At 37.2% G+C, this 24,351-nt stretch carries 30 protein-coding genes; 6 read left to right on the plus strand and 24 right to left on the minus strand.

Annotated features, from left to right (window positions below):
- The first annotated feature begins 274 nt into the window (after positions 1–274).
- From FDK13_RS02780 to FDK13_RS02790, 3 genes are all read left to right on the plus strand, one after another.
- Complete coding sequence (locus FDK13_RS02780) at positions 275–1,405, plus strand: hypothetical protein (RefSeq protein WP_137338443.1); 1,131 nt, start codon at positions 275–277, stop codon at positions 1,403–1,405.
- Between the two features lie 24 nt (positions 1,406–1,429).
- Positions 1,430–2,332, plus strand: coding sequence for a DUF8426 domain-containing protein (locus FDK13_RS02785; RefSeq protein WP_137338444.1), 903 nt, complete (start codon positions 1,430–1,432; stop codon positions 2,330–2,332).
- Between the two features lie 64 nt (positions 2,333–2,396).
- Positions 2,397–3,548, plus strand: a complete 1,152-nt coding sequence (locus FDK13_RS02790; RefSeq protein WP_170982695.1) for an HNH endonuclease — start codon at positions 2,397–2,399, stop codon at positions 3,546–3,548.
- 284 nt (positions 3,549–3,832) lie between these two features.
- Here FDK13_RS02790 and FDK13_RS02795 read toward each other — a convergent pair whose 3' ends face one another.
- The 6 genes from FDK13_RS02795 to FDK13_RS02820 all read right to left on the minus strand — a co-directional run bounded on the left by FDK13_RS02795 (position 3,833) and on the right by FDK13_RS02820 (position 7,914).
- Entirely contained in the window at positions 3,833–4,408 is a 576-nt protein-coding gene (locus FDK13_RS02795; RefSeq protein ID WP_137338446.1) for a hypothetical protein, read from the minus strand.
- Between the two features lie 544 nt (positions 4,409–4,952).
- Entirely contained in the window at positions 4,953–5,189 is a 237-nt protein-coding gene (locus FDK13_RS02800; RefSeq protein WP_137338447.1) for a hypothetical protein, read from the minus strand.
- A gap of 79 nt (positions 5,190–5,268) precedes the next feature.
- Positions 5,269–6,228, minus strand: a complete 960-nt coding sequence (locus FDK13_RS02805) for a DUF3871 family protein (protein ID WP_137338448.1) — start codon at positions 6,226–6,228, stop codon at positions 5,269–5,271.
- Positions 6,209–7,039 carry an AAA family ATPase gene (locus tag FDK13_RS02810; protein WP_170982696.1) on the minus strand — a complete coding sequence of 277 codons (831 nt, stop codon included), beginning with the start codon at positions 7,037–7,039 and terminating at the stop codon, positions 6,209–6,211. The genes FDK13_RS02805 and FDK13_RS02810 overlap by 20 nt, the downstream gene beginning before the upstream one ends.
- 77 nt (positions 7,040–7,116) lie before the next feature.
- Positions 7,117–7,449 carry a hypothetical protein gene (locus tag FDK13_RS02815; RefSeq protein WP_137338449.1) on the minus strand — a complete coding sequence of 111 codons (333 nt, stop codon included), beginning with the start codon at positions 7,447–7,449 and terminating at the stop codon, positions 7,117–7,119.
- Between the two features lie 222 nt (positions 7,450–7,671).
- Positions 7,672–7,914, minus strand: a complete 243-nt coding sequence (locus FDK13_RS02820; RefSeq protein ID WP_229215875.1) for a helix-turn-helix domain-containing protein — start codon at positions 7,912–7,914, stop codon at positions 7,672–7,674.
- A 103-nt stretch (positions 7,915–8,017) separates the two neighbouring features.
- Between FDK13_RS02820 and FDK13_RS02825 the strand changes: the two genes are divergently transcribed.
- Positions 8,018–8,404, plus strand: a complete 387-nt coding sequence (locus FDK13_RS02825) for a hypothetical protein (RefSeq protein WP_137338450.1) — start codon at positions 8,018–8,020, stop codon at positions 8,402–8,404.
- A gap of 39 nt (positions 8,405–8,443) precedes the next feature.
- On the plus strand, positions 8,444–8,881 hold the full coding sequence (locus FDK13_RS35285; RefSeq protein ID WP_170982697.1) for a hypothetical protein: 438 nt from the start codon (positions 8,444–8,446) through the stop codon (positions 8,879–8,881).
- 1,016 nt (positions 8,882–9,897) lie between these two features.
- On the opposite strand, the gene FDK13_RS02830 is transcribed toward FDK13_RS35285, so the two are convergent.
- The 6 genes from FDK13_RS02830 to FDK13_RS02855 all read right to left on the minus strand — a co-directional run bounded on the left by FDK13_RS02830 (position 9,898) and on the right by FDK13_RS02855 (position 14,672).
- Positions 9,898–11,046 (minus strand): P-loop NTPase family protein, encoded by a 1,149-nt coding sequence (locus FDK13_RS02830; RefSeq protein ID WP_137338451.1) that lies wholly within the window; start codon positions 11,044–11,046, stop codon positions 9,898–9,900.
- Between the two features lie 222 nt (positions 11,047–11,268).
- Entirely contained in the window at positions 11,269–11,535 is a 267-nt protein-coding gene (locus FDK13_RS02835) for a phage antirepressor KilAC domain-containing protein (protein ID WP_137338452.1), read from the minus strand.
- Positions 11,532–11,912 (minus strand): hypothetical protein, encoded by a 381-nt coding sequence (locus tag FDK13_RS02840; RefSeq protein WP_137338453.1) that lies wholly within the window; start codon positions 11,910–11,912, stop codon positions 11,532–11,534. Before FDK13_RS02840 ends, FDK13_RS02835 begins: the two co-directional genes overlap by 4 nt.
- Positions 11,905–12,273 carry a helix-turn-helix domain-containing protein gene (locus tag FDK13_RS02845; protein ID WP_137338454.1) on the minus strand — a complete coding sequence of 123 codons (369 nt, stop codon included), beginning with the start codon at positions 12,271–12,273 and terminating at the stop codon, positions 11,905–11,907. Before FDK13_RS02845 ends, FDK13_RS02840 begins: the two co-directional genes overlap by 8 nt.
- A 196-nt stretch (positions 12,274–12,469) precedes the next feature.
- On the minus strand, positions 12,470–13,447 hold the full coding sequence (locus FDK13_RS02850; RefSeq protein ID WP_137338455.1) for a hypothetical protein: 978 nt from the start codon (positions 13,445–13,447) through the stop codon (positions 12,470–12,472).
- The gene (locus tag FDK13_RS02855) at positions 13,434–14,672 is read right to left on the minus strand and encodes a site-specific integrase (RefSeq protein WP_137338456.1); all 1,239 of its coding nucleotides are present in this window, start codon (positions 14,670–14,672) and stop codon (positions 13,434–13,436) included. The genes FDK13_RS02850 and FDK13_RS02855 overlap by 14 nt, the downstream gene beginning before the upstream one ends.
- Before the next feature lie 461 nt (positions 14,673–15,133).
- On the opposite strand from FDK13_RS02855, the gene FDK13_RS02860 reads away from it, so the two are divergent.
- The gene (locus tag FDK13_RS02860; protein WP_137338457.1) at positions 15,134–16,093 is read left to right on the plus strand and encodes a hypothetical protein; all 960 of its coding nucleotides are present in this window, start codon (positions 15,134–15,136) and stop codon (positions 16,091–16,093) included.
- 110 nt (positions 16,094–16,203) lie between these two features.
- Here the strand turns inward: FDK13_RS02860 and FDK13_RS02865 are convergent, their stop codons facing one another.
- From FDK13_RS02865 to FDK13_RS02920, 12 genes are all read right to left on the minus strand, one after another.
- Positions 16,204–16,431 (minus strand): hypothetical protein, encoded by a 228-nt coding sequence (locus FDK13_RS02865; RefSeq protein ID WP_137338458.1) that lies wholly within the window; start codon positions 16,429–16,431, stop codon positions 16,204–16,206.
- Positions 16,432–16,530: 99 nt separating this feature from the next.
- Complete coding sequence (locus FDK13_RS02870) at positions 16,531–16,884, minus strand: hypothetical protein (RefSeq protein ID WP_137338459.1); 354 nt, start codon at positions 16,882–16,884, stop codon at positions 16,531–16,533.
- 81 nt (positions 16,885–16,965) lie between these two features.
- Positions 16,966–17,508: an alpha-ribazole phosphatase gene (gene cobC, locus FDK13_RS02875; protein ID WP_137338460.1), complete on the minus strand. Its 543-nt coding sequence runs from the start codon at positions 17,506–17,508 to the stop codon at positions 16,966–16,968.
- On the minus strand, positions 17,493–18,284 hold the full coding sequence (locus tag FDK13_RS02880; RefSeq protein WP_137338461.1) for an adenosylcobinamide-GDP ribazoletransferase: 792 nt from the start codon (positions 18,282–18,284) through the stop codon (positions 17,493–17,495). Before FDK13_RS02880 ends, cobC begins: the two co-directional genes overlap by 16 nt.
- Positions 18,285–18,314: 30 nt before the next feature.
- Entirely contained in the window at positions 18,315–19,208 is an 894-nt protein-coding gene (locus FDK13_RS02885; RefSeq protein WP_137338462.1) for a carbon-nitrogen hydrolase family protein, read from the minus strand.
- Positions 19,209–19,369: 161 nt separating this feature from the next.
- Positions 19,370–19,960 (minus strand): GNAT family N-acetyltransferase, encoded by a 591-nt coding sequence (locus FDK13_RS02890; RefSeq protein ID WP_137338463.1) that lies wholly within the window; start codon positions 19,958–19,960, stop codon positions 19,370–19,372.
- A gap of 137 nt (positions 19,961–20,097) precedes the next feature.
- On the minus strand, positions 20,098–20,496 hold the full coding sequence (locus tag FDK13_RS02895) for a nuclear transport factor 2 family protein (RefSeq protein ID WP_137338464.1): 399 nt from the start codon (positions 20,494–20,496) through the stop codon (positions 20,098–20,100).
- Positions 20,497–20,544: 48 nt separating this feature from the next.
- Positions 20,545–20,952 carry a hypothetical protein gene (locus tag FDK13_RS02900; protein ID WP_137338465.1) on the minus strand — a complete coding sequence of 136 codons (408 nt, stop codon included), beginning with the start codon at positions 20,950–20,952 and terminating at the stop codon, positions 20,545–20,547.
- A gap of 134 nt (positions 20,953–21,086) precedes the next feature.
- Positions 21,087–22,094 carry a nicotinate-nucleotide--dimethylbenzimidazole phosphoribosyltransferase gene (cobT, locus tag FDK13_RS02905; protein WP_137338466.1) on the minus strand — a complete coding sequence of 336 codons (1,008 nt, stop codon included), beginning with the start codon at positions 22,092–22,094 and terminating at the stop codon, positions 21,087–21,089.
- A 125-nt stretch (positions 22,095–22,219) separates the two neighbouring features.
- Positions 22,220–22,726 carry a bifunctional adenosylcobinamide kinase/adenosylcobinamide-phosphate guanylyltransferase gene (locus FDK13_RS02910; RefSeq protein ID WP_137338467.1) on the minus strand — a complete coding sequence of 169 codons (507 nt, stop codon included), beginning with the start codon at positions 22,724–22,726 and terminating at the stop codon, positions 22,220–22,222.
- Positions 22,723–23,307, minus strand: a complete 585-nt coding sequence (locus FDK13_RS02915; RefSeq protein ID WP_137338468.1) for a cob(I)yrinic acid a,c-diamide adenosyltransferase — start codon at positions 23,305–23,307, stop codon at positions 22,723–22,725. Before FDK13_RS02915 ends, FDK13_RS02910 begins: the two co-directional genes overlap by 4 nt.
- A 27-nt stretch (positions 23,308–23,334) precedes the next feature.
- Complete coding sequence (locus FDK13_RS02920; RefSeq protein WP_229215876.1) at positions 23,335–24,348, minus strand: ABC transporter ATP-binding protein; 1,014 nt, start codon at positions 24,346–24,348, stop codon at positions 23,335–23,337.
- Between the last annotated feature and the right edge of the window lie 3 nt (positions 24,349–24,351).

The following is a 24,351-nucleotide window of genomic DNA, read 5'->3' on the forward strand; positions in this document are numbered from 1 at the left end:
TATAGTAGTTTAAAATAATCATTTAACTACATATTCTATCCTCAAATCAACGGAGAGTTACTATTCATTTAATTATGCGTATAGTAACCTCGGTTAACATTATTAGATATTTCGCTTTTCATTTACAGATTCATTAATTTGCTAAATAAACCCAACCAAACCAGTAGATGTATATAGGAGATTGTTTTGGGTGGGTAGTAAATCCACTTTTTCTTCAATAGGATTATGATATAAATGGTCAGAAAATTTTAAGTTCAATCCTCTCAACATAAAAATGAATTCATTAATTGAAATTTTAGAATGGGCAGATAATTTTGATGGTGACAAATACTCAATCCAGGTTTATGAGGAATTAGTAACTGAAGGTAGAAAACATCCTTCAAAGTTTGAAATTATGGGTGCGTGGAAAACCGGATGTTTAAAACCAAATAAGGATGGAAAGGAGTACATAGACGATAATGGTACATCTTACTCCTTCACTAATAGGTGGGACGATCACACACCAGTTGGAAAGACCACGTGGTTATATATCAATAAAAATGCTGATAATATCCTGCAACAGATACCTGAAAGATTCCCATCCAATAAACCTGACATTTTAACAAAGTTACAGGAGAGAACCAGTTTTGGGTTTATATGGGGGTTATTTACACTACACTGTATTTATCCAAAAGAATATCCATTGTACGACCAGCACGTCTATAGAGCATTTAAGAATGAGCAACTGGATTGCAAGTCTTTACCTCAATCAGCATCTAATAATTGGAAAGATTATGTAGCTTATAAAAAATTCTTTGATGCTAAACTTGCCAAATATGAGATTGATTATTGGATTTTAGACCGTGCTCTATGGTCTTACGGAAAATGGTTGAAGCAGGGAATCGTTATTGCAAAAAATAAATACAGGTCAGAATTTCAAACAGTTCCTAAGGAGAAGTTCCTTGAATTTATAAAAGATGAAAACTGGAAGCAAGAGTATACTTTGGGTAGTCAAGCAAAACCATTTTTATCGAAGATTAATGAAAGTTTAAATTTGCATATCCGCAGACAGTTTAAGAATAAACCAAATGATGTAATTTCTAAATTCTCATCAGAAGATCTAAACGCAATTCAATCTTACATGAAAGATCAGAATTGGATACCCTTAGCGAACAGTATTTCTAAGATGAAAAATGGCTCAGAAATACCTGGTTTAGGATCATTTGTGTATAATAACATCAGAGGAAATACAACTTTTGCTCAGTCAACAAGTCAGTTAGCTGCCATATTCGTTACTGCTGGAATATGGGAGTTTGACATCAAAAGGGTTGGTAGTAAAGGAAATAAAAGGATGGTTTTCAAGTTCAGAGATATCGACTGGAAGGAAGCACTAATTGACTATTACATTGAAATGGACGAAGAATAATCTTACCCTATAACCATTCTACAAATGAATCTTTGGCGTATAAATTTAAAACCTGCAAACAGAACTGGTTATGATTCAAGAAATCACTGTTTAGGTAATCAGATTGTAGGTATTGGTTGGCCAATCGATAATGTAACGGAGTCCATAACTTCGGAAATATATGAAACTGCTGGGAAACTTAAATATCAACTGAATACTTCAAGAGGTTGGTCCAATGCTTGGAATGCAATCTTCTACAAAATGCAAATCAACGACCTTGTATGGACAAGAACTATAGATGGTAATTACTTCCTGGGTAGAGTTACTAGCGAATGGAGATATGATTTTTCATCTGACGCAATTAACAACGACATTGCTAACGTCAGAGATTGTCAGTGGGTAAAGGTCGGTCTTATTGACAAAGTACCTGGTAAAGTTATAAGATCGTTTATGCCTTCGAGTACACTGCAAAGAGTTGAAGGGAATAATACTATGACGTATTCACAGCAGCTTTATAATGAATTATCAAATACTAATTTCTACCAATTAACAGTATCCTCTGAACAAGATATTTTTTCCCTGTTATCTCCTGATGACTGTGAAGATGTTGTCGGATTGTTCCTTCAAATAAAACATGGATACTTAATGATACCGAGCAGTTGTAAAAGAGACACTGTCGGGTATGAGTATGAATTTATCCATAAAACGACAGCAACAAAAGCAGTTGCTCAGGTTAAAAGCGGAAACATTTCTATTGATCGAAATGACTATATCGGCATTGACGCAAAAGTTTTCCTGTTTGCAACGAATCAAAAATACACAGGTGAAGAATATGATAACATTACTTGTTTAAACTCAGAAGAACTAAAAGAGTTTATGAAGGAATATCAGAGCTCACTTCCTGATAAAGTTAAATTTTGGATAGAAAAATCTGTATATTTTAAATAAGTATCTATAGTTCTCTTACAGCTATCTGAAAATATAGTATCAAAAAAAGTCAATGAGATCAGATATGAGTACTAATATCCCGCCAGTTTGGGAAATGGTTAAAGATGCTGTTTTCCACCTTGAAAGTCCTACATCATATGTTAATATTACTAAGTTCATACATAGCAAATGGGGTAAAGGTGTTAACAAAAAAACTATTACGTCGCAAATTATTGGACTTACAGTTAACCACCACTCCAGAATACATTATCCACAAGCACAAACATTAAGACTAACAAGTTCTAATACAGATTTAGACCTTTTATACAGCGTTGGAAAGGGTCATGTGGTAAAATACGATGTGAACGTTCATGGTATTTGGGAAATTTTCGAAAAGTCCCCCTCTGTTTTTGGTGTAAGACTTTACACGGAAAATGATTCGGCATTTCTATTTACTTGGAATCCGAAAAAATGGAACTGGAATATTGAAAAAGCAACAGAGGAACTTCAAGATTCGGGCAGATACAAAACAAGATGGATCTGTTCTAGTCATAGGAGTGCAAAACCTGGCGACAGAGTATTTATTATTCTTGTTGGTTCAAAAACTAACGGAATATTTGGATCAGGGTTCATTGCGTCTGTACCGGAAAAGTCTTTCACTTTGGAGAACAAGGAAGCCTACTTTGTTCAAATAGATTTTGAAATACTATTTAATCCACTGACTACAAATGCCCTACCGACGAGTCTGCTTGAAAACAAATTTGAGGAACAACTTTGGAGTCCCCAGTCTTCGGGCATTTCAATAAAGCAAAAATATATTAACCAACTAGAACAAGTCTGGTTGGAATATTTAATAAGTCACGGAAACATTTTTAATCCTTATTATTTGCCTATTGATGAAGATGAAATCTTTAGAGAAGGATCTTCTTTACTTGTAGTATCAACACGATATGAAAGAAATAGAGATGCGAGAGGTCGTTGCATTGAATTCTATGGATACTCCTGTGCAGTTTGCGACCTAAATTTTTCAGATACTTATGGAGAGATTGGAAAAGATTTCATACATGTACATCATCTAACAACATTAGCTGATAATGGAGGAAAGTCTTACAATGTTAACCCTATCAACGATTTAAGACCGGTATGTCCAAATTGTCATGCGATGTTGCACACTTCGAACCCACCGTTAACTATTGATGTATTAAAAGAGATTCTCTGTCAGAATAAAATTAATTAGTGGAGATCGTCAAATTTAACCACCACTAGATAAAATGTCGACAAGAGAATCACTTCCCAGTGAATTAACAGCGGCACAGCTCTTTGGTTATAACATATCAATAATAGTAGGTAAAAAAGAAATTAGGATCAAAAAATATGAGTATAGGCCTGATTTTTGCGATATCATATTCTCTATTACCGTCTTATAATCTCAAAGTTAAACCCAACCAAAACATTCGACATATATGGATAAATGTCTTGGTTAGGTTCATTACTTTGTGCATCGGTAAGGAATGAGAACACTTACTTGATATAATCTGAAAAATCAAGAGATCCTTCCATATACCCCTTAAAGATCATTACATCAAGATTCTCCGGAATAATGGCACAAATAAAAGTCGTTCCCTGTGGTTTATAAACCTTTTGAAATCTTACCGATGCTGTGCCTGATTTTGAATCATATGTGTTTTTATATCTCCATTTAAATGAGAATACATTGCTTTCATATTGAGTTTTCGTTTCTTTGGAAACCCGTTGTGTAACTGCAAGTAAACGTCCATAACTCTGAATATTTGCTTTTTTCGATGTGTTAACCATGCTTAGGTTACCATCAGTCGATGTATAAAAGGCAATATAACCTTCATTGGCGAGATATGACTCCGTCAAATCGACGTTGTTAATTTTTGCATCGGTGATTATAAATTTCCCTAATGTTTTCTGTTGCCCAAATACCGCTGTAAATGACAAAATTAGGAGTACGGCGACCATACCTATTTTCCTGGAAGATTTTTTATTAGGTGGAGTATTTTGCTTTAATGATGTTTCGGGTCCATCCTTTTCAGAACGCGACAGAGGCGTGTTCGCAACTCGTATTTTCATAATTTGATTTTATTTAGGTTTACTATTTCGGTACTTAGTGTTTGTGAGATTAAAGTCACAAGTTTAGTTCAAAACCCAATATAATGGGTGCATTTTGAATTTTAATAGTACGCAGAATCATTTATAATTTTTTGATATACATGAAAATTTAACAGCATCTGAATATCTTAAACTGTTGGGGTGCAAAGCGGCAAATGAGTTATGGGACAGAAACTCAAATTAACAATCTGGATGGAATCAGCGGCAGAAAGAACTAAAAGAAGATCAGAACAATGTACACAAGGTGATGTATTCTTAAAACTTGCAACGAAGTTCCGTTGCTAAAATCTGTCAATTACTACGTTCAATTCTCTTGGAAACAATTGTTCGATACCCAACCAAAACAATTAACCATACAAAGGACGTTATCTTGGTTGGGCAGTTCAACGAACAATTAAAATTTGGGATAACTTTTCCTTTACCGTTTCAATATACTACCAAAACGGAGCAACTATCTTATTGATAGTATTGTCCCTCTTTTAGTCTTTCTGTATGTGAATACGGTTTATAAACTATTTATCTTGAAAAAGTAGTGAGGTAGCGCTTTTCCTTCAATAATAAAGAAGATGTCATTTTCAACGTTTTTGCGCACCATTTCGACCACTAATAACTTCTCCCTGACGATTTCAGATTGGAATATGGAATCAACAACAAACGGACAGAAAAGTCTTTTCAAAACTCCTAAATTGTCAACGATTAGTATAGAAAAGGGATCAATATAATGTAGATCAATCTCTTTCATAATTGAAAATGATTAATAACTAAAGGAGAATGCTGGTAATAACCCAATCCGGTTAGAAATCTTTTTACGTGACACATCATCAATTCAAAAACCAACTGTTCTCACCCTTATCAAATGCCTCTACCAGATTATAAACAAAACTTGAAGCACTAGCGGAACGGGGAAGAAAACCATCAATGTAACTTGATTTGTTAGCTCCGGTAAAAAGGTTATAAACTTTCCATAAATTGATAGACCCATCCTCTTCTTTGCAGAATGAATTATCAGTGTAATAATCCTTTGCGATTGTACTGATTTGAGAATCTCCAAAGGATAAAAGCGGTATCTCCCGTTTGGTTTGTACCGGGAGATACTGGTATAGTTTACATTTACCTACCAGCGTAGCAAATTGATGTTCGGTCAGAGAATAATTTGGAAACTGTTTTAAAAGATTGAGTTGATTTTGAAAACGGAAATCTTTTATAAGTTTTTGAAACTCCTGAACCAATTGTACACTGTTTTTAACACGTACGTTTGCTTGTAGGCCATCTGTCCAAACACATAAGTTGGTGCATACCTGATTTTTGAAACCGATAAAGATTTTAAAATGCTCGTCAGAACCCTTTCTGTTGTAAAGATTGTCCTGTGCATAACTTTTTACTCCACCAATGGTTAGGTTTAAAACGTTACCGTCAATAGTGTCACGAATTGATGGAATTTCAATCAGGAACATCATTCTTTCATAGTAAATCGTTTTCTCCCACTCTTCCAATTGGTTTGCAGGTTTGTCTTTCGCAGTTGGAATTCTTCCTTTGATGGGATGGGATACACGGATATTTGAAGGAAAGATGACTTCGTCTTTGTAAAAGTCTGAAACAACTTCTTCTGCCACGTGGATGAAATCAGTGTGGGAAATCAACGGTTCATTATCTTTTGTAAATACAGGGATAAGATGGTTTGTATCCATTTCAGATAACAGAATAGGGATTGTGTTTGCTTCAATGAATGTGCTCGAAGCGGTGGTTTGTAAAACCGGATGGTTAATTGTTAGTATTTCCATGGGCAGATTGAATTTCTTGTTGGCGTAAATTGAATTTGTGACGTAAAGAGTTTTGGTACAAAGGGTGATTTTCAAAAATGGTTTTCAAAGATGGAATATCTGCACACCCTTCGATCTGGGAAATAATTAGATCTTCAATCGCATCGTCGGGTTCACACCACTTTCTTATTAAAAAACCTGTTTCAGAAGTAATTGTAAATGCCGGTTTATCTGCAAAAATCTCAGTTCGATCTTTTATAGCAGTTGCATAATGCCCCATTGAAAGCTGTAAGACCAATGTCAATTCGTAGTCAAGATCTTCTCTTTGAATGGGTTTCATTCCAACTTTTTCCGGAACCTGCTTACCGTTCTTTTCATTAAGAACATAGGCCTGTTTAGATCGGAGAGTGCAAATGATATGTATGTCTGATTGAATTAAGGTGTCGACAAAAATTTGATGTCTTGGAGTGAACTTTGACCAGTTCGTATAACTGTTTCCAGTTAGTTTCGAATGTTCTTGTAAGATGTTTTGCCACTCAGGAGAAATTGAATCGATGATAACAACCTGCATCCCTGCTTTGGCACAAGTTTGAATTGCTTCGCTAAATCGTTCAGGAGTAAACGGACTGTACAGGGGAAGAATACTAAAAGATCCAAGATTGCAATACAACTCTGAACTTCTATTTTCTGTGTCAATTACAGCAATCTTCGACCAGTCTGCTGTTAACCCAAAAGCAAGTAAAAGAGCAGACTTGGTTTTTCCGCTACCACTTGGTCCTTGAATCCCAATTTTGACCTTGACATTTTTACGCCGTGCCTTATGTAATTGCATAATTAATTTTTAAAAAATGAATAAAAAAAGCAGAGTCGATCTGACTCTGCTAATGAAACTTCGATACTTTAATTCATTTAGGCGAATACTGCTTGTTCAGGTGAACTGACTTCAACTGGCATATATTCATACCGATGTTGACGTGTAATTATTTCTCCTGATTCAGGAATTGTAAATTGATATGGTTCACATTCCACTTTCCCGATTGATCCAGGAATTTGTTTTCCTACCATTGCTTTACAAATAGATTCCGGAAATGTCGAACTCATTGAACATTTTTTAGTTGTGACATAATATCTTCCAGTCTGTGATAAAACGATCTCTGGATCATCGCTGGTAAGTTCCAAAGTAAAATACTGACTTCCATCCTGAGATGATGTACGTGTTGAATAAGATGTGATTGTAAGCATGATGATAGTTTTTTAAGATATAGATTTTGTTTCGTTTCTCTATCCTGCTCCATGTTATGTAATATTAAAGACAGATGTTCATGGGGGGATAGAGCAACACAGAATGAAGCAGGGCGAGGAAACCGGACAAGGTACTTGTGCTTAAATACCAATACAATTATGGGAATTGAATGAAGGGGGGTACCTTTCTATTTAAAAAAGAGACGGGGGTATTTCTTAACGTTACTGTTTCTCAATGAAGTCAAATGCAAATAATTCCGGTACAGAAATATTTAATGCTTTTGAAATTGCATACGCGGTGCTAACGGTGGTATTAACTTCACCACGCTCAATATTACCAACCTGATTTTTAGAGAGTCCTGCAAGATCATATAACTCTTCCTGACTCAGATTTTTTTCTTCTCTGAGTCGTCGAACGTTCTGGCCGAACGCTTGTAGATATTTCTGATTGCGAATTTTTGTCACGGTTCAAAACTGAACCGTTAAATAAGAAAATACCACCCATTATATTGGGTAATTGTAAAAATGTATAAATTGCACGGATTATCCCCCTCTTATATTATTAAATATGTTAATTAAAACAGCAGGCATTTTTCTATTAGTCCTGCTTCTACCAATAATAACAATCGCCCAAAGATATTCATCTGAAAGAGGTTACGAGGTCACTGGATTAGAGAACGCATCAGTTGTAGGAAAATCCTGTCTTTATGGATTAGTTGCCTGTGCTGTTGGATTTATTATTTGTAAACTTTCAATCTCCAAAGATGAAAAGGGAGTGGATAAAACCTCAAACTGGTTCTTCTTAGGATTAGGATGCTTTTTCGTTGCTTTTCTTTTTTTCCTACCGCTCCTTTCCTGGGTGGAGTTTGCAGTGGTGAACCTACTAACTCTCGGACTTGCGATTGTAGTTATTGGTTCCATTGGAATTTTAATCTATGGTTGGCTGAAAGGTTAAGTGCATCCAATTAATTTTTTCTTCACTTTATCTACTAACATGTTTCCAGTCATCAGAGGAATTTTAATCCTTGTCATCTTATTTGGGAATTTACAGAAGTCTGTTGCTCAAATGGGCGCAACTCGAAAAGCCATAATACAAATCAACGGTCCCGATTATACAACTGGAACGTCAGAAAATGGGACCAAATACATCACATATGAGATTAAAAGAAATAGTAAAAGCAGTGGTTCCTTCGATGAAGTGTCTGCATTTTATTTTAAACGGTTAAGCGGGCAACCAGAATTTTGTTATAGGTGGAGGGTAATCGGGCCAGTTTCTGAGACAAACGAGTGGATCGTAAATTTCAGCAACAAGTATGTGCATCTTGGCAAAAAATTATGGAAAGATTACGAAAACAATTTATTGTACAGTCTGGAAGTTGACCAAGACCTTTGCATTGTTGAAATAACCTTTGATAATCGCCGGCAAAAATAGAATCTTCTTAAAATTATTTGATTTCGGTAATCACACAACTTCTCCAATTTTAAAATGTTCCTTGCTACGTCTTATGCTCTTGAATTATAAAACAGTTTTCTCATTTCTAATTCTTTCATTATTGCTTTGTCAAAAACTTGCTGCGCAGGCATATATAAAGAAAAGTGAAATTATAAAATCATACGGTCCTAAGTATGTTAGTGGCGTTAGATCTGACGGTGTAAAGTACATAAAATATGAGACCCTTCTCAATTCCGAAGCGAGTGGATCATATGAGAATATTCAAGTTTTCTATTTTAAAAAATTGTCAGATGGTACAGAAGGATGTTTTATGTGGATAGTAATCAATCCGTCTTCTGAAATTAATAACTGGGTTTCAATATTGAATAGTAAGTATGTAAAAATTAACGAGTTGATATGGAAAGATTATAAATACAACATGCTGTATAGTATTCAATTACAGGAACCCTTATGTATGGTTAAAGTCGAATACGACTTATAGATTTACCAGTGTTTTGAATCGTATCAGAAAACAAATTTTGGTACAAAACAGCATTTTCCATCAAGCACTTTATGCTAATCAACGAAACAGATTTTTTGCATTTATTTCTTACCCTGGATGACTTGGGAATTAATAAGTTGTTAGATGATGACGAATATTATTTGAATCACCAGAAGCCAGTTTTTATGGGGTACTTGACACAGTGCTTTCAGAGTTTTAGAAGGTTGGGTGATACTAAATTAAATGTCACATCTGGACGCTGTACCTTCCATAATTCTGACGTTGTAAGTTATACGTTCACAGGAAACAAAACGAAAAATTACCTTGAGTTGAACGTACATTTAAAGGGACGAAATTTTACAGGTTTAACAGAGTGCTACTGTTTTCTTCCTGAACTTGAAAATAATCTGAACGGACGAAGAATCTATATTGATCCTAAAAGAGGATCGACTTTGTGAAAACCCAACCAGAACAAACACCGTATATATGTAATTGTGCTGGTTGGGTCTGTTTTTTATACAACCAAATCTACAACTTGTATTTCTGACAGTTGGTAGACCGTCGGTTTACCATTTGTCGAAATAATCTTCAAATTGCAGGCTACACCATGTTCGTTATCAATTGGAGTACAATTCCGCTCTATCTCTTCCAAACGTCCCTTCATCGTGTTAGCAGAGCAGTTGAAATCACTGTTTAAACTTGCGAGTAACTCCTTCTGTTCAAGTTTAGGTTTTAAATACCCGGTCAACCTTGTTGCAATGTCTAAAACACTGGCTTTACTCCTTCGTTGATCGGCAATCGATTTTACAAGTGCAGGATCCGCAATTTCCAGCGACATTGTATCTTGGGAAAATATAAGAGGTATTGGGTCAAATCGTTTTGCATGTCGTTGCTTAATAAATTTTAATTGGAGAAGTTCCGTATATTCTCCGTTTGAACCTTTCTCAAAGCCGATGTGCATTACAGTCGCCGATTTGTTGACCGATTCGGATCCTAAGTGCCCACGGGCCTTATCAGATCCCGGATTTTCATGAATCACCAAAAGGAATGTCGCGTCACATGTTTCACACAATTTGCCAATGTAGTCAAGTAATTTCATCGTCTCCCCGAGGTCATTGAAACTTAGCAAACAATCAGTAATAACATCAAGCAGAACAAAAAGTGGATTGGTTGATTCCTTTCTAATATCGTTGATGAAGATTTTTAAATCGTTCATTCGATTAGTTCGTTCAGTGTTTTTCAAAGATGTAAATCGAAAATCTGGTACTTCCTTTGAATCGGAGAATCCGATCTTAGTAATGACTGACTTAATTGCCGAGGGAAATTCTTCCGTTTGACTTCTTTCGGTATCCACGTACGCTACCGTTACTCTTTGATTTTCAACTTTTTCAAATCCAAGAGATTCTATTGTTTTTTCTTCTGGACAAAGAAGAACGCTACAAAATAATTCAGCCAGTCTACTTTTATGTGATCCCTGACGACCTTGAATTATATTAATCGTTCCCCGTGTTATAATAGGCACTCCATCCTTCGTGATGAGTGCGGGAGAGAAAATAATTGAACCAGCGGCAATCTTTGCCACTCGTTGTTCGATCTCTTTCAGATTGAGAAGACGTGCAGCTAATTTTGCGTGATCGGGCACTGAATTTTTAGTTTTTTCCATTTTGTAATGGCATTTATTAGGAGTCAATCGAACTAAAAGATATGCTGACGGTACAATTGACTCCTGGTTATAATTAGTGAAGGTTGGTATGGGTCTGCTTTATAGTGTGTATCCGTTTTGCAGATTTTCTGTGTTGAGTATTTAACACATCCCAATTTTTGAAAGGTGGCATCGAAAATGCACCCTGGTGATGTCGACCGTGTGTACAGTTATTGTGTCATCTCATTCATAAATAAGTTTCGCAAACTTTTGGATAAAAGTCATCCCTTTTTTAGAGACCCGAATAACAGGCACTGTTTTGTTTGCCTTACTTATGTGCCGAAATTCAACAGTGAAGTAGCCTTTGCAGACAAATTCCGGTTGTGGGAGAAGATCTTTAATAATACCGTACTGGCGTAAAAAAGCAAACATCTTGGGGCGTGTAGCAATCAATGGATTGCCTGTCTTTTTTGCTACATCTTCAATGGAAAATAAGAATGACTGATTCATCTTAGTAAAAAATTTATATTAGTTAATTGTCCTGGTTTTCTCGATTGAGATTTTTTTGAAGGAGTTACAGGTTCTCCAAGTTTTTCGGTAACAAGGTTTGTTATGAATTCTAAACCAACGGCTGAAACGGAAGTGACTCCAGCGTAATAGCCCGTTGTTGTATATCTGTAATTGATTTTAAAATAACCTAAATCCAGATATAGTTTCACTGGTCCGCTATTCTCAAAAATACCCTCTTGCCTAAGAAATCTACAAAGTTTATTTCTGCCATTGACGTCCGACTGAGTGAGTGTTTTAGAGACGTCTCGCAAACTGTATGGGAAAATATTTCTGCCCAACAATACGGGAGCTGCGTCTTTTATTTCTGATTCACTCATGCTTTTCAGGGAAAACTAAAACACAAGTTTTATTAGTTTTTAACACCTCTAAAACAACATCTACGACGGGTTTGTCATTATATTTTAACCACGAGAGTAGTTGTGATCGCAACAACCAAACGGATCCATTACGCTTAACAAAGGGTATTTGATTGTTCCGAATGTGCCTATAAATGGTCGAAGGATGCAGACCTAAAAGCGCAGCAGCTTCTGAAACTCTTAATATCTCCTTCGAATTTTTAAGGGATGTTTTTTGTAAATCTAAAATTGCTGTCTTTACTGCGAGTTGAATTTTAGATTCAAGATATATTTCTGGGAGGAAAATATACTCAGAAGTATTGATCGGTGATTTGTTATTCATGTTTCTTTGATTAAATGTGAGTCACAAAGTTTGCATAGAAACTTGACTAACTTATAACCTCAGAAGGAATTGTCTAAGTACTTTAATTGGGTGGTTTCTCCAATTTTGAAGTACCAGATTTTAATTTGATTCCCAATCAAAATCTGATACTCGTTTTGTTTTGTAATACTTTTAAAAAATATCTAATTGCAATACTCTATTTTGAACTTTCTTCAATTTTTTTACCTGCATAGTACCATTTTTTGAGATAACTAATTCTATTAGCTGGATATTTTGCATATGAAGGAGAAATATTTACTGTAAATTTTGCTCTAATTAGTAGGTCATAATAAACTAATAGAAGGTTATTCCGTGAAGCTTCAACATCAGTCGAAAGTGTGATTTTTTCATCCAAAAATTGAATGAAACGATAACAAAATAATTTGTACGGGGGGAAGACATCATCAATAGTGAGTTTTTGATTAAACATCAAAAACCCAAGTTTTTCAAAGATTTGACGTCTATCATCCTTTAAAATTTCATAGTAACTTGAAAGGAAATTGGCGATAGGATTTCTCTGTCCTGGTACTGTTATAAACTTAAATACTTTATCTTCAGAAGAACCGTCGGCACATTTAAACTTAAAAACAACCGATTCAAGTGGAAATTTCAAGTCAAATTTCGCCTCGCCTTCTTCCTCAATATGGTCTAAATTTAGTTTTTCATATCTTAACCTTTGGAACAATTCACTTACATATTTGAAGCGTTTTTTTTCCGAAATAAATTCCTTTTCGGTTCGGCCAACATATTCGGCATAATTAAAAATACTGTCACCTTCTTGATAAATCCCCCAGCATCCAACCTTCAGTAGTGCCAAAATAACTGTAAGATATTTTTCCTCTTTTCTGATTCCTATTGATTCTAAAAAAGTGATTTGCTTTAAGTAGTTCTCACAGGTTGTTGCATAATTCGAGAAGTCAAAGGAGCCGAAGGCATTTAAGACCTCCATTTCATCTTCATTTAAATTAATTACTTTGAGATCATCTCGTTTATTTTCAAAAAAATCATTTAAATCAGAGGCTGAAATATCATCTAAAACGTATGAAATATTATAGATAGCCCACTTAGGCGAATACCAAGGTGAATTAGCGTCATCAACCAATCGGTCAAAATATTCATCGTCATTTATTTCCATCGAATTTTGTCAAAAGATTAGAATATTGTTTCCTCGATTCATTTTCAAAACTATCTAAATAATTCTCAGTTGTCTGAAAACTACTATGTCCCAAACTTTCGGAAATGTATTCTAACGGAGCACCGCTGCGTTTTAGGACAGTTGAAAATGAATGTCTTGCAGTGTAAGAGGTGATTGGTTTTGCTATCTCCAAGACTTTACCAATTGCTTTCATGTGTTTATTAACAGTTTTAGTAAGGTATTGGACTAATTCCCTTTCCCGTTTAGCACTTACATTCTCTGGCAAAATAGGAAAAATGTAGGTTAAAGGTGATACTTCTTTTTGACTCCACTTTTTAATTATTGCTTTAGAGTAATCCGTTAGGTGAATGCTAATTAATTTTTGATTCGCTTTGGTGGATCGTTTTGTTTTTGAGCGCACTACCGTTAAGTTATCACCATCAATATCCTTGTAACGTATTTTACAGATATCTTTAAGATTCAGTCCATTACATAAATAGGAAAATATCCAAAAATCTTTTGCTTTATCCATACCAGAACCTTCTACAGTCTGATATGAAAAGATTTTTTCTATATCAGATAATATCAACGCTTTTTTAATATTACGTCCGGCAGGAATCTGAAACTTCGATTTTTTAAATGGATAAAATTCCTGTTTGATAAGTTTACTTTCAATCGCTTGATTGTAAACCGTCCGTAACGATCTTAGGTAAATTCCTACAGTGGTTAACGATTTTCCATCACTAACCATGAAGCGTTCATATGCGTTGAGGAATTCAGGTGTTATCTCTTCAAAATTTAGTTTTGTTTTAAATTTCTTTAACGAGTTCAGTGCGCATTCATAAGAAGATGCAGTGGAATGACGGTCTTCGGATTTTAATTGGGAAATGTATTTTGAAAGTAAACTGTAAACATCACTTGGTTTAATCTCTTCTGGTTTTTCAAGAAGCAATGTTTCGAATGCCGTGATGCTAAAATCTGTCATTCCTTTGTATATATTCTCTGCTTTTGTTTCGAGTAATTTAATCTTTACCTTTGCATCTTTAAGATGATTTAGTTTTGAGGTATTTATTTTATTAAAATCTTCTTTGCTTAGATCAATTCCAATGTTAATGTACTTCCTCTTTCGGTCATAAGTTACCCGAAGTTTAAGAGGAAATGTTCCGTCTGATTTTTCTCGACGATCGTCAAGTACTACTAAAAATGTTGGTTTTGAGATTCCCATTTTGACTTAAAATTTGATACACAATTTGATACACAACTAAGAAATTTGCGTGTATTTCGATTAGTCACAGAAAGAACTAAAAGAATACAAGTGATTCTTAGTCAATACTTTATTAAGTGCAGATTATGGGTGTGATTTGAGAAAATTACGACTGTTAATCAGAGGGTCGTTGGTTCGAGCCCAACTTCGGGAGCCCTGGTTCAGAAGCACTTAACGAGAAATCGTTAAGTGCTTTTTTCGTTTATGACAATAATCTTGATTTTTGCCTCATCTTTTCATACACTGCTGCTAAGCCTCATTTTTTCAGAGCCTTATTTGACTGATTTGAAGTAATCAAAAATGCGAATTATCCGGATAGGGTCAGTGTGAAATAATAAGAGATTTTGAGTTTCCTGAAAAGAATAGATCAAGGTTTATGACCTTAATGTTTAAAATTAATAGTTTTTTAACCGATAAAATTTATGGCAATTGCATACTGGGTGGGGTCTTCCAATCATGGGCACATAAGTAATCCACAAAATATGTTGAAAGATTTCATTCAACAAAACTATTGGGCTACTGACTTGAACCTGAAAGATCGAGTGAACAAAAGTACTTTAGATGCGCTAAAAGCCATTAAGGTAAATGACCGGTTTTCTGTTAGCAGTTTGCGCAATAGATACCAGAATGTTGATGTTAAAGTAATTGGGACTGTAACCAATACCGATGACGCAGAGAAAGGAAGGCTGGAAATTGCCTGGGATGAAGAGCAAGATCTATATTCTGGCCTGATACCAGTTGGAACAAAGAATGAAAATTGGTACCAAACAATTTTTAAGGTAACTACTACCGATAACATAACCCTGGTATTTCCTAATTCCATTATTAACAAAAAGGTTGCGAGGTTAACCTGGAATGAACTGGGATGGAAGCGGCCTTCTGGCAGCATCGGGAAAAGTTCGTTGAAAGGTACGCATGAAGGAGAATTTGGTTATGGACCGGAAGAGTGGTTATTTGATAGCAGTAAGATAATTGATGGCTATCAATACGGATTTCTTGAACCGATTCGGGAAGGGCAGGCTGCCCATGCAAATAAAACATATCCTATATGGCTTTATTCTATTAACGGTTTAACAAAAAAACGGTATTGGATAGGTGAAATAAAAAAGGCTATCGTAATCGATGAAGCTGAGGCTACCGTTACAAAGCAAAAGTATCAGGAGCTGGGATGGCTTAAACAAATGGAAAAAGACATTACTTTATCAGGAGCTAATAAAGAAGGTTTTTCGGACTATGCGGGGCTTAAGCTGTTCAACATTAAATTTAAACCTGAGGATTTGGTAATAAATAAAGAGCCAGTAGAGTTGGCAGATACTCATCCTGCAAATAAAATTACGAAGTATAGCTTTGCTAATTTTAATGAGGCTTTTATTGTTGTTTAATGAATAATTGATAAATAATAAGAGGGGTAAACTTATTGGTTTGAGCCTGATTTGAAGCACTTAATGAGAAATCGTTAAGTGCTTTTTTAGTTTAGAATGAATTTATTATTCTATAAAGGTATAATTAATGCCACCTGAATCAGGCGTTCAATTTCCCATGGATTAAAACCACGATTTAATAAACTTGTAAAAACGTGGTTTGTTGTGATATTTCCGCGGGAAATATAAGGCGACAAACGGGTTACTGCCCCGTCCTGAAAATTGCGGGTATTGCCATAAGTAGATGGCTGGATGTTTTCAACTAAACGGAGTATTTTTTTTAAATTCGTTTCAAACATCCGCTTTCTTTAATTAATTAAAAATGAGTTTTATTTACGAAAAGTGGAAAGAGTGAAATGGAATTATTTGATAAGATCAGAGTCAATGAATAAATCAATCTATAAAACCACGTGCCTGTTATAAATCTTATATTCAGGACAACCGTCATATTTCACCGAAAGATCAATATCAACCCAATCTCTATTGAGCGAATTGATGTAAGCGCCGTAATAATCGGGAAATAAATTGGTGAGTATAATGATGGAATCAGGCTCCATGTTCAACTCTTCATGACCCAGATCACTCACAAAATAATAACCGGTACAGAGCCCTTTTGAGGTTTCAAATTCAATTTTAACATGACTTCCAACCACCTCATGCTGCACTACTTCTACTGCTATTTCTTCTCTCAAATCCTCAGCTGTTCCCAAGGTTTCTTCCTGATCGCCTAAAATCTCAATGTTAGTATCCATGTTCGTTTTAAGGTAAATGTCGAGTTAATATCTACCTTAAAAAGTTATACCCAAGCGCTGAAAATGTTGAAAAGTTAGTGATTAATTAATGTTTACAATCTCTGGAATGTTGATTGTAACAACTTCTCCATAAGCAACTTTAATATCAAAAGTATTGACCAGTTCAATGGTACGAAGATGGGCGAGAATTAATCTTATTACTCCTCCATGCGTTACGATAATCGCCTTTTCATAACCTGATTGTATCAATTGAGACCAAAAAGAAAGAACGCGAGCAGACATTTGCTGCATACTTTCACCGCCCGGAACGGCGATATTCACAAAATCGTCCATCCAGATTTTTAAATCTGATTCATTCACAGTATCCCAGGTTGCTCCTTCCCAATCGCCAAAGTTTAATTCCAGTAGCCGGGAATCAGTGGTGACAACGGGATTTATTTTTTGTGCCAATAAGGTACAGCGTGTGGAAGGACTGGAATAAATGACATCGGGATTGCCAGGAAGTTTCGTTTTTATGATTTCAAATTCAGCCTGAAAAGTGTCTTCCAGAGCAACATCCAGCCGGCCATAAATCAGTCCGGGCGAAAGGGAAGGGGTGGTATGCCGGACTAGATAAATTTCCATAAAACAGCCGTGAAGAGATAAAAGCCGATCTCAGAAACCTGTTGCGTTGTACCGAGGCAATCGCCGGTGTAGCCGCCAATCCATTTTGTGAAGTAACGGGCAAGCATTATTTTGATCAGATAAAGAAAAGGAACCACCAATAAAAGTACCGGTTGATTCAAAAGAAAACATAAAACCAGTAATGGGATCAATGCAAAAATCGCCGCAATGAAAAGCGTGTTTTTATTTCCAATTTCTGCTACCGGTTTTGACTTGCTGTCATTGGTAAACCGGACATAAGCATGTGTGAAAATCATCGTCACAGCCATAAATCTGCTTAGTGCATGGGCGCTGATCAAAGTCAGCAAAACCAAAAAAGGTTGATCTTGAATGGTTGGAGTTAATGCTTTAAGCAACGAAAATTTCAGTCCCAGCAAAAGAATAAGTCCGACAACGGCGTAGGTTCCGACGCGGCTGTCTTTCATGATTTCCAGGATTTTTTCTTTGGTCCAGCCACCGCCAAAACCGTCGCAGGCGTCAGCGAAGCCATCTTCGTGAAAAGCGCCGGTTAATAAAATGGATGAAATCATGGAAAGAATAAGGCCGGTTGAGAGGTCAATCAGATAAGTACCAAGAAGCAAAAAAATACAGGAAGTAAAACCGGCAATCCAGCCAATCAGCGGAAGATATCGCGTTGCCTTATTCATATCGTCCGAATTGTAACCAACCCAGGGAGGAGCTGGGAGACGGGTGTAAAATTGAAGTGCTGTAAAGAAAAGCCGTAGTTCCTGCTTCATAGATTTGATTTTTTTGCCAGTATGAGCAAGTTATACGGATTTTCGGATGATGTTTATTCCTTCGTTTTTGAATCCAATATGCAGATGCTGATGATCCATGAAATTGAAAACCTGACCGGTATCACGAACGGTTTTTATTTTGGCAAAATCGAGCTCCTGAATTAGCCAGCCTACTTTTTGTGGCTCTAACATTGAAATAATGCCTTCTTCCGGCATATCCTTATCGGGTGTTGAATAAAAGGCGGCAAAACCATAATTGATGTCTACAGTCGGCGACCAAAGTGCATTACCGACCGTTTGAGAAACGACTGTATAAGCTTGATTTTCCATGGCCCTGGCCCGTGCTCCAATATGTACACGCGTTGCTCCACGAATGGTTTCTGTACAACTTGGAGCTAAAATCAGTGAGGCGCCGGTTGAACTTAGCAGTTGCGAACCCAGAGAAAATTCGACATCATAGCAGATTTGAATACCAAAAGTGCCCCAGGAAGCTTCGAAAAGAGTAAGATTTTTAACGCCGCTTTGAATTCCCCATTCTTCATTTTCAAAGCGGGTCATGAAGAATTTGTCCTGGTAACCGACCAGCCCTTTGGAAGAAAAAACATAAACGCGGTTCACATTTCTTTCGTTATCAATGACGGGAATGCTTGGCGCAACTATGATGACGTTATATTTTTTAGCCAATTCAGCGAAGACACCGCAAAATTTTTCTTTCAAAGAATCAAGCTCAATTACCTGACGACGGATATCGTTTCTGATCTCGCTGGAAAAAATACTAACCAGTTCCATCGCACCATATTCCGGGAAAAGTAAAAGCCCGGCGTTTTGTTTTACAGCATCAATAACCCAAAGTTCAACATGCGCACGCCAATTGTTAAAAGTAGCGTGTTCAGTAATGGGGTAATTGGCGGAGGCGATAATCATACAGGAATAATATTGCGGTTGTGAATTTTAAAAAAATGGGTTTAGCAAGTATTCCGGTGCGCTGCACCTTTGCTTTTGAATTGATGCTCTTTTTTCTACAAGTATTTTGGTGCTCTGCACCCTTTCTAAGGCTGATCTGGCTAAAAACTAACTGCCAAAAGCTAAACGGTTTCCCTCATCCAAAAAATCATCGATTTGGGTGTAGAAATCTTTTCGCCAATATCCGGCCATTCCATCGTTGCTTTTAAATTCGGGACTTTTTTATATCCTCTTTTAATCCAAAATGTATCGTTGGGGCGATAATCAGCAGGTTCGGCCGGATGATTTATTCTTTCAACAGAACAAAAACAGGTTGTCTTAAATGTGCCAAAACTTTCCGCGTATTCTTCCCGTGCATCAAAAAAACGATGACCAAGTCCTAAACCACGGTATTGACTAAGCAATATACTCTCTCCAAAATAAAAAATGCTGCCTATATCAAAACCGGCTTCTTTAAATGGTGCCTGAATATCCTCTGTTTCATCCCGCAACGGAATACAGGTTGTGGCGCCAACCATCTTCTCACCGTCATAGATGGCAAAAAGAAAGGAACTATCGGAGTTTGAATAAATTTTCAAGTACTCCTTTTCATACTCCTCCGTACCTTCATATAAATAAGGGTAATCCCGAAAAACTGAGATCCGCAATTTCGCCAGATCATCAAAAACAGATTCAATCGCTTGGCCTTGTTTGGTCAGAAATGAAAGTGACATGTCTTTTGGCTGTTAGCTTTTAGGAATTGGCTGTTAGTGTCGCAATGAATAATGTTTTAGAAAATATAAAGATCAATGGTTTTGAGCGAAGACCAGGTTTCAGTTAGATCCAGCTAAAAGCTAATCGGTATTAGCTTTCAAGATACCAGCTTAATCCAAAGTTCCAGATTGTAATATGTCGTAACCCGACTGATTTTTCCGTCCGTTACTTCTAAAAACGCAGCGGCTGGCAGGACGTATTTTTGTCCGCGCGCTTCCGGGAAACCTTCATCGCCTTTTTTGTAAATTCCATTTACGACGAATTCAACAGAAACCCTTTTGTCAGTTGGTTCGGAGAAAAACACCATATCCGTAAGCGTTTCTTCGTACGAATCGTCCATCATTTTCATGAATTCCGTAAATTTTTCGATACCTGTTCTTACTTCGCCCTGATTCGGTTCGTGACGCACTTCCGGGTGGAGTAGAGAGAGCATTCCTTCAAAGTTTTTTTCGTTGAATGCGTTATAATATTGTTTTACGATATCAAATGCGGTCATTTTAGAAAGAAATTTTAGTCAAAACGTTTTACAAAGATAGGGTTCGTCTTATGGATTAAAAGGTTTTTTGCTCAAAGAAACCTGTCCGTTTGCGTCTTTTTCATACCTGGCAATACAATTTTGCTGAAACTGAGCATCGAAATTCGGCTCTTCCAATACGAGCGAAGCAGGCACTGATTTACCTTCCTGGAAAAAGAAAACTTTTGTGTTTCCATATTTCGTGTAAGGCATCAAATCACCGTATTTCTGCATTTCTTCCCAAGGCTCACCCTGAACTGTTACGGCATAAATCCGCAAAATCGGACCTGTATTATTAGGATTCCGATATAGCGCGACTTCCTTAAAATTGCCTTTCAGATCATTGACCGTCGGCTGAGAACTTGAATCGTAAATGATATAACCAACTAAAATGGCGATAATGCCTGCAATGATATACTTAACTTTCTTCCCGTTCATAGTTTTGGTAGGTAGGTTACACAGAGAGCCACGGAGTTAGGGAGAAGGGCACAGGGTTTTTGTTAAATATAATCTCTGTGTATCTCTTTTGAACTCTATGGCTCTCTGTGTAACCTAAGAATTCATTACAAAATTCATTTATCAGAAACCCCGGCGCTTTCGAAACTTGCCATTTCGTTTAAAAACGCCACTGCACTTTTTAACAGAGGGTAAGCCACGGCGCAACCTGTTCCTTCGCCCAGGCGCATATCCAGATTCAGCAAAGGTTTGACATTCAGATGGGAAAGCAAAAGCAGGTGGCCTTTTTCTTCCGATTGGTGGCAAAAAACAGCGAAATTTTTGATCTCAGGATTTAGTTTGAAAGCACATAAAAATGCTGCCGAGGCGATAAAACCATCGATCATCAAAACCATTTTTTCCTCAGCCGCTGCGAGAAAAGCGCCGCACATCATCGCAATTTCGAAACCGCCAAAAGTTTGTAAAACCTGGATAGCATCCGTAGAAACTTCCGCATGATTCGAAATCGCTTTTTGAAGAATCGTGATCTTGTTTTGATATTGATCAGGATTCACACCGGTTCCTTTTCCCACGCAGTCTTCAATCGGAATAGCCAGTAATTTACTCATGAGCACCGCTGCTGAGGAGGTATTTCCAATACCCATTTCGCCGAAACCAATTACGTTACATCCTGTTTTTACAATGTTTTTCACGATCTCTTTTCCTTTTTCAATCGCCAGTTGACATTCGTCTTCCGTCATGGCGGATTGAGTTAGAAAACTTTTGGTACCGTGATTGATTTTGGCATCGATCAGTTTTTTATTAGGTTCAAAATCATGGTCAACACCGGCGTCGACCAAGGTGAGTTCGATATCATTTTGTTTGGTAAAAACATTAATCGCTGCGCCGCCGTTTAGGAAATTCAAGACCATCTGAAAGGTAACTTCGGAAGGAAATGCACTTACACCCTCGTTTGCAATTCCGTGGCTTGCGGCGAAAACAATGATATGCGGTTTGACCAAATTCGGTGTCAAAGTTTCCTGAATCAAAGCAATTTGCAAAGCCACTTCTTCCAGTTTTCCAAGGGCGCCAAGAGGTTTTGTCTTGTTATTTATTTTATGCTGTATCTGTTCTAGTAAGGTCATCAGTCTTGAATTTTTTAGGTTACACGGAGATTCACGGAGTTAAAAAGAGGGGCACGGAGCAAATTATTTATTCACAAGACAAATCTCTGTGCCCCTCCCCTTAACTCCGTGGCCCTCTGTGTAACCTATCCTTTTAAATTTAGAGGTAAGCCGGATACCATGAAGATGGCTTCATTAGCCTTTTTAGCGACATATTGATTTGCCCAGCCCTGCAAATCCGTAAACTTTCTACCAATCTCCGTGTCAGCATGAACGCCCATTCCAATCTCGTTTGAGATAATAATGAATGTGCCGGAGCGCTGTGCGATTGCATCGATTTCTTCTTTAAATGCAGCAAGCGACTGGTCAATATTATTATCAAAAGCGACAAATAAATTCGTTAACCAAAGCGTCACGCAATCAATAACGACAACCTGATTTTCGATGGGTAGTTTATGAATATTTGTTTCCGATTCGTAGGTTGTCCATTCTGGTCCGCGTTCGTTTTTATGTAATTGTACGCGTTCAGCAAAGTTGTCGTCCCAGATATGTGCCGTCGCAACATACACCGGGGACTTGCTGAGCTGCAAAGCTTTTTCCTGTGCAAAACGGCTTTTTCCGCTCCGTGCGCCTCCGGTGATATAGATGATCATTTTTCTTCCGGCGCTTTAAAACGTTTGTAAAGAAACAGCTGCCATTTTTCCTCTGCGACACCCGCTTTGTCCATTTCCGCTCTCGCCAAGGTGAAAAATAAATCAGATAAGCGGTTGATGTAAGCAGGAATCGCTTCGTGGACGGTATCCGTTTTAGTTAAGGAAACCAGCCTTCGTTCGCCTCTGCGCATTTGTGTGCGCGCCATGTGGCATAAAGCTGAAATTTCATTTCCTCCTGGTAATAAAAAATAATCTGAAGGCGATGTCATTTCTGATTCCAGTGTATCGATCCAGATTTCACAAAACTCAGCGCCATCTTCCGGCATCGGATTTTTGTTTTCTTTTTTCGCATCCGAAGGCCGGGCCAAATGTGACATCATATCCATCAAATCTTTCTGGATCTTATGAAGATTTGGCTGCCACACATGATCATTTCCCAGTTTTACGCGCAGTAATCCGATGGTAGAATTGGCTTCATCCAAAGTTCCGATACACTCAATTCGTACATCATCTTTTGATACACGACTTCCGCCGAATAATCCTGTTGTGCCTTTATCGCCTTTTTTGGTATATATTTTCATTAAAAAAAACGTTTTAAAAAAGTTATTTTACTTTTTAATCTTTTGTAAATCAGCAAGCAATTCGCTGATGTTTTGGTATTTTTTAGTAGTTAATCCATTGGTAAATACCCAGACAGGATTTTCCGCATTTTCTGTTATTTCAATTTTGTGCGGCAAATCCCGATCAGCACTTACTACAAAATCTTCCCTTTGCAGCGCACGTTTTGTCCAGAAAACAAGATTGTTTTTCCCGGACAAATAAATGGGAGTCGATGAGGCTTCTTTGTGAATTGTGAACGTACCGGTATTCCGGTCGAAGTGAAAGCCATTTTTGATAAAAGCAGCTTCAAAACTTCCGTTCAAAACCAGATCTTCCGGTACGCCGGAAACGAGTTTCCCCCCCGGGTGCATTAGCCAGAGTTTATCCGCAGCTTGTAGCGCCAGGTCCAGTTCGTGTGTGGAAAGTAAAATTGCTTTGTTGGTTTGTCGGGCGAGATTATGCAGCAAACGCATCATTTCAACACGGTTAGGCAAATCCAGGTGGGCGGTTGGTTCATCCAGCAAAATCAGTTTGGTGTCCTGCGCCAACGCTCTGGCCAGCATTACCTTTTGCCGCTCACCGTCACTCAATTCGTTCATTCGGCGGTCAGCATAACGTTTCGTATCCGTAGCGTCCATCGACCAACCGATTTTTTCTTTGTCTATTTCGGAAAGTGATCCCAGCCAACCGGTGTACGGCGTTCTTCCGAGTGCTACCAATTCTCTGACTGTCAAATTTCCGGCATCAATCCGCTCTGTTAAAACCAGACTTAATTTTTGTGCAAGATCAACAGGTTTTAGATTTGCTAATGATTTGTTATCAATCGTAATGTTTCCGGAAAGCGTTGGCTGCAATCCTGAAAGTGTTCGCATGAGTGTTGATTTTCCCGCACCGTTTGGTCCTAATAAACAAACCAATTGCCCAGACCATAATTCCAGATTAAGAAATTCCGAAACGATTCTGGGTTCTCTTTTCCCCGTTTTGTAGCCGATGGCCAAATTTCGGGCGGTTAGTAATGGCATATC

Origin of the sequence: Dyadobacter frigoris (assembly GCF_005280585.1) — a bacterium.
GTDB classification, from domain to species: Bacteria; Bacteroidota; Bacteroidia; order Cytophagales; family Spirosomataceae; genus Dyadobacter; species Dyadobacter frigoris.

Excerpts from the sequence above, each read along its gene's own strand:
- FDK13_RS02825 (WP_137338450.1), top strand. The coding sequence starts at position 8,018 with ATGTTAATTAAAACAGCAGGCATTTTTCTATTAGTCCTGCTTCTACCA.
- FDK13_RS02870 (WP_137338459.1), bottom strand. The coding sequence starts at position 16,884 with ATGGATACTAACATTGAGATTTTAGGCGATCAGGAAGAAACCTTGGGA.
- FDK13_RS02850 (WP_137338455.1), bottom strand. The coding sequence starts at position 13,447 with ATGGAAATAAATGACGATGAATATTTTGACCGATTGGTTGATGACGCT.
- FDK13_RS02915 (WP_137338468.1), bottom strand. The coding sequence starts at position 23,307 with ATGAAAATATATACCAAAAAAGGCGATAAAGGCACAACAGGATTATTC.
- FDK13_RS35285 (WP_170982697.1), top strand. The coding sequence starts at position 8,444 with ATGTTTCCAGTCATCAGAGGAATTTTAATCCTTGTCATCTTATTTGGG.
- cobC (WP_137338460.1), bottom strand. The coding sequence starts at position 17,508 with ATGGAAATTTATCTAGTCCGGCATACCACCCCTTCCCTTTCGCCCGGA.
- FDK13_RS02880 (WP_137338461.1), bottom strand. The coding sequence starts at position 18,284 with ATGAAGCAGGAACTACGGCTTTTCTTTACAGCACTTCAATTTTACACC.
- FDK13_RS02865 (WP_137338458.1), bottom strand. The coding sequence starts at position 16,431 with ATGTTTGAAACGAATTTAAAAAAAATACTCCGTTTAGTTGAAAACATC.
- FDK13_RS02920 (WP_229215876.1), bottom strand. The coding sequence starts at position 24,348 with ATGCCATTACTAACCGCCCGAAATTTGGCCATCGGCTACAAAACGGGG.
- FDK13_RS02830 (WP_137338451.1), bottom strand. The coding sequence starts at position 11,046 with ATGGAAAAAACTAAAAATTCAGTGCCCGATCACGCAAAATTAGCTGCA.
- FDK13_RS02785 (WP_137338444.1), top strand. The coding sequence starts at position 1,430 with ATGAATCTTTGGCGTATAAATTTAAAACCTGCAAACAGAACTGGTTAT.
- FDK13_RS02780 (WP_137338443.1), top strand. The coding sequence starts at position 275 with ATGAATTCATTAATTGAAATTTTAGAATGGGCAGATAATTTTGATGGT.
- FDK13_RS02810 (WP_170982696.1), bottom strand. The coding sequence starts at position 7,039 with ATGCAATTACATAAGGCACGGCGTAAAAATGTCAAGGTCAAAATTGGG.
- FDK13_RS02800 (WP_137338447.1), bottom strand. The coding sequence starts at position 5,189 with ATGAAAGAGATTGATCTACATTATATTGATCCCTTTTCTATACTAATC.
- FDK13_RS02840 (WP_137338453.1), bottom strand. The coding sequence starts at position 11,912 with ATGAGTGAATCAGAAATAAAAGACGCAGCTCCCGTATTGTTGGGCAGA.
- FDK13_RS02890 (WP_137338463.1), bottom strand. The coding sequence starts at position 19,960 with ATGTCACTTTCATTTCTGACCAAACAAGGCCAAGCGATTGAATCTGTT.
- FDK13_RS02885 (WP_137338462.1), bottom strand. The coding sequence starts at position 19,208 with ATGATTATCGCCTCCGCCAATTACCCCATTACTGAACACGCTACTTTT.
- FDK13_RS02795 (WP_137338446.1), bottom strand. The coding sequence starts at position 4,408 with ATGAAAATACGAGTTGCGAACACGCCTCTGTCGCGTTCTGAAAAGGAT.
- FDK13_RS02845 (WP_137338454.1), bottom strand. The coding sequence starts at position 12,273 with ATGAATAACAAATCACCGATCAATACTTCTGAGTATATTTTCCTCCCA.
- FDK13_RS02815 (WP_137338449.1), bottom strand. The coding sequence starts at position 7,449 with ATGCTTACAATCACATCTTATTCAACACGTACATCATCTCAGGATGGA.
- FDK13_RS02910 (WP_137338467.1), bottom strand. The coding sequence starts at position 22,726 with ATGATCATCTATATCACCGGAGGCGCACGGAGCGGAAAAAGCCGTTTT.
- FDK13_RS02835 (WP_137338452.1), bottom strand. The coding sequence starts at position 11,535 with ATGAATCAGTCATTCTTATTTTCCATTGAAGATGTAGCAAAAAAGACA.
- FDK13_RS02805 (WP_137338448.1), bottom strand. The coding sequence starts at position 6,228 with ATGGAAATACTAACAATTAACCATCCGGTTTTACAAACCACCGCTTCG.
- FDK13_RS02895 (WP_137338464.1), bottom strand. The coding sequence starts at position 20,496 with ATGACCGCATTTGATATCGTAAAACAATATTATAACGCATTCAACGAA.
- FDK13_RS02855 (WP_137338456.1), bottom strand. The coding sequence starts at position 14,672 with ATGGGAATCTCAAAACCAACATTTTTAGTAGTACTTGACGATCGTCGA.
- FDK13_RS02790 (WP_170982695.1), top strand. The coding sequence starts at position 2,397 with ATGAGTACTAATATCCCGCCAGTTTGGGAAATGGTTAAAGATGCTGTT.
- FDK13_RS02900 (WP_137338465.1), bottom strand. The coding sequence starts at position 20,952 with ATGAACGGGAAGAAAGTTAAGTATATCATTGCAGGCATTATCGCCATT.
- FDK13_RS02860 (WP_137338457.1), top strand. The coding sequence starts at position 15,134 with ATGGCAATTGCATACTGGGTGGGGTCTTCCAATCATGGGCACATAAGT.
- cobT (WP_137338466.1), bottom strand. The coding sequence starts at position 22,094 with ATGACCTTACTAGAACAGATACAGCATAAAATAAATAACAAGACAAAA.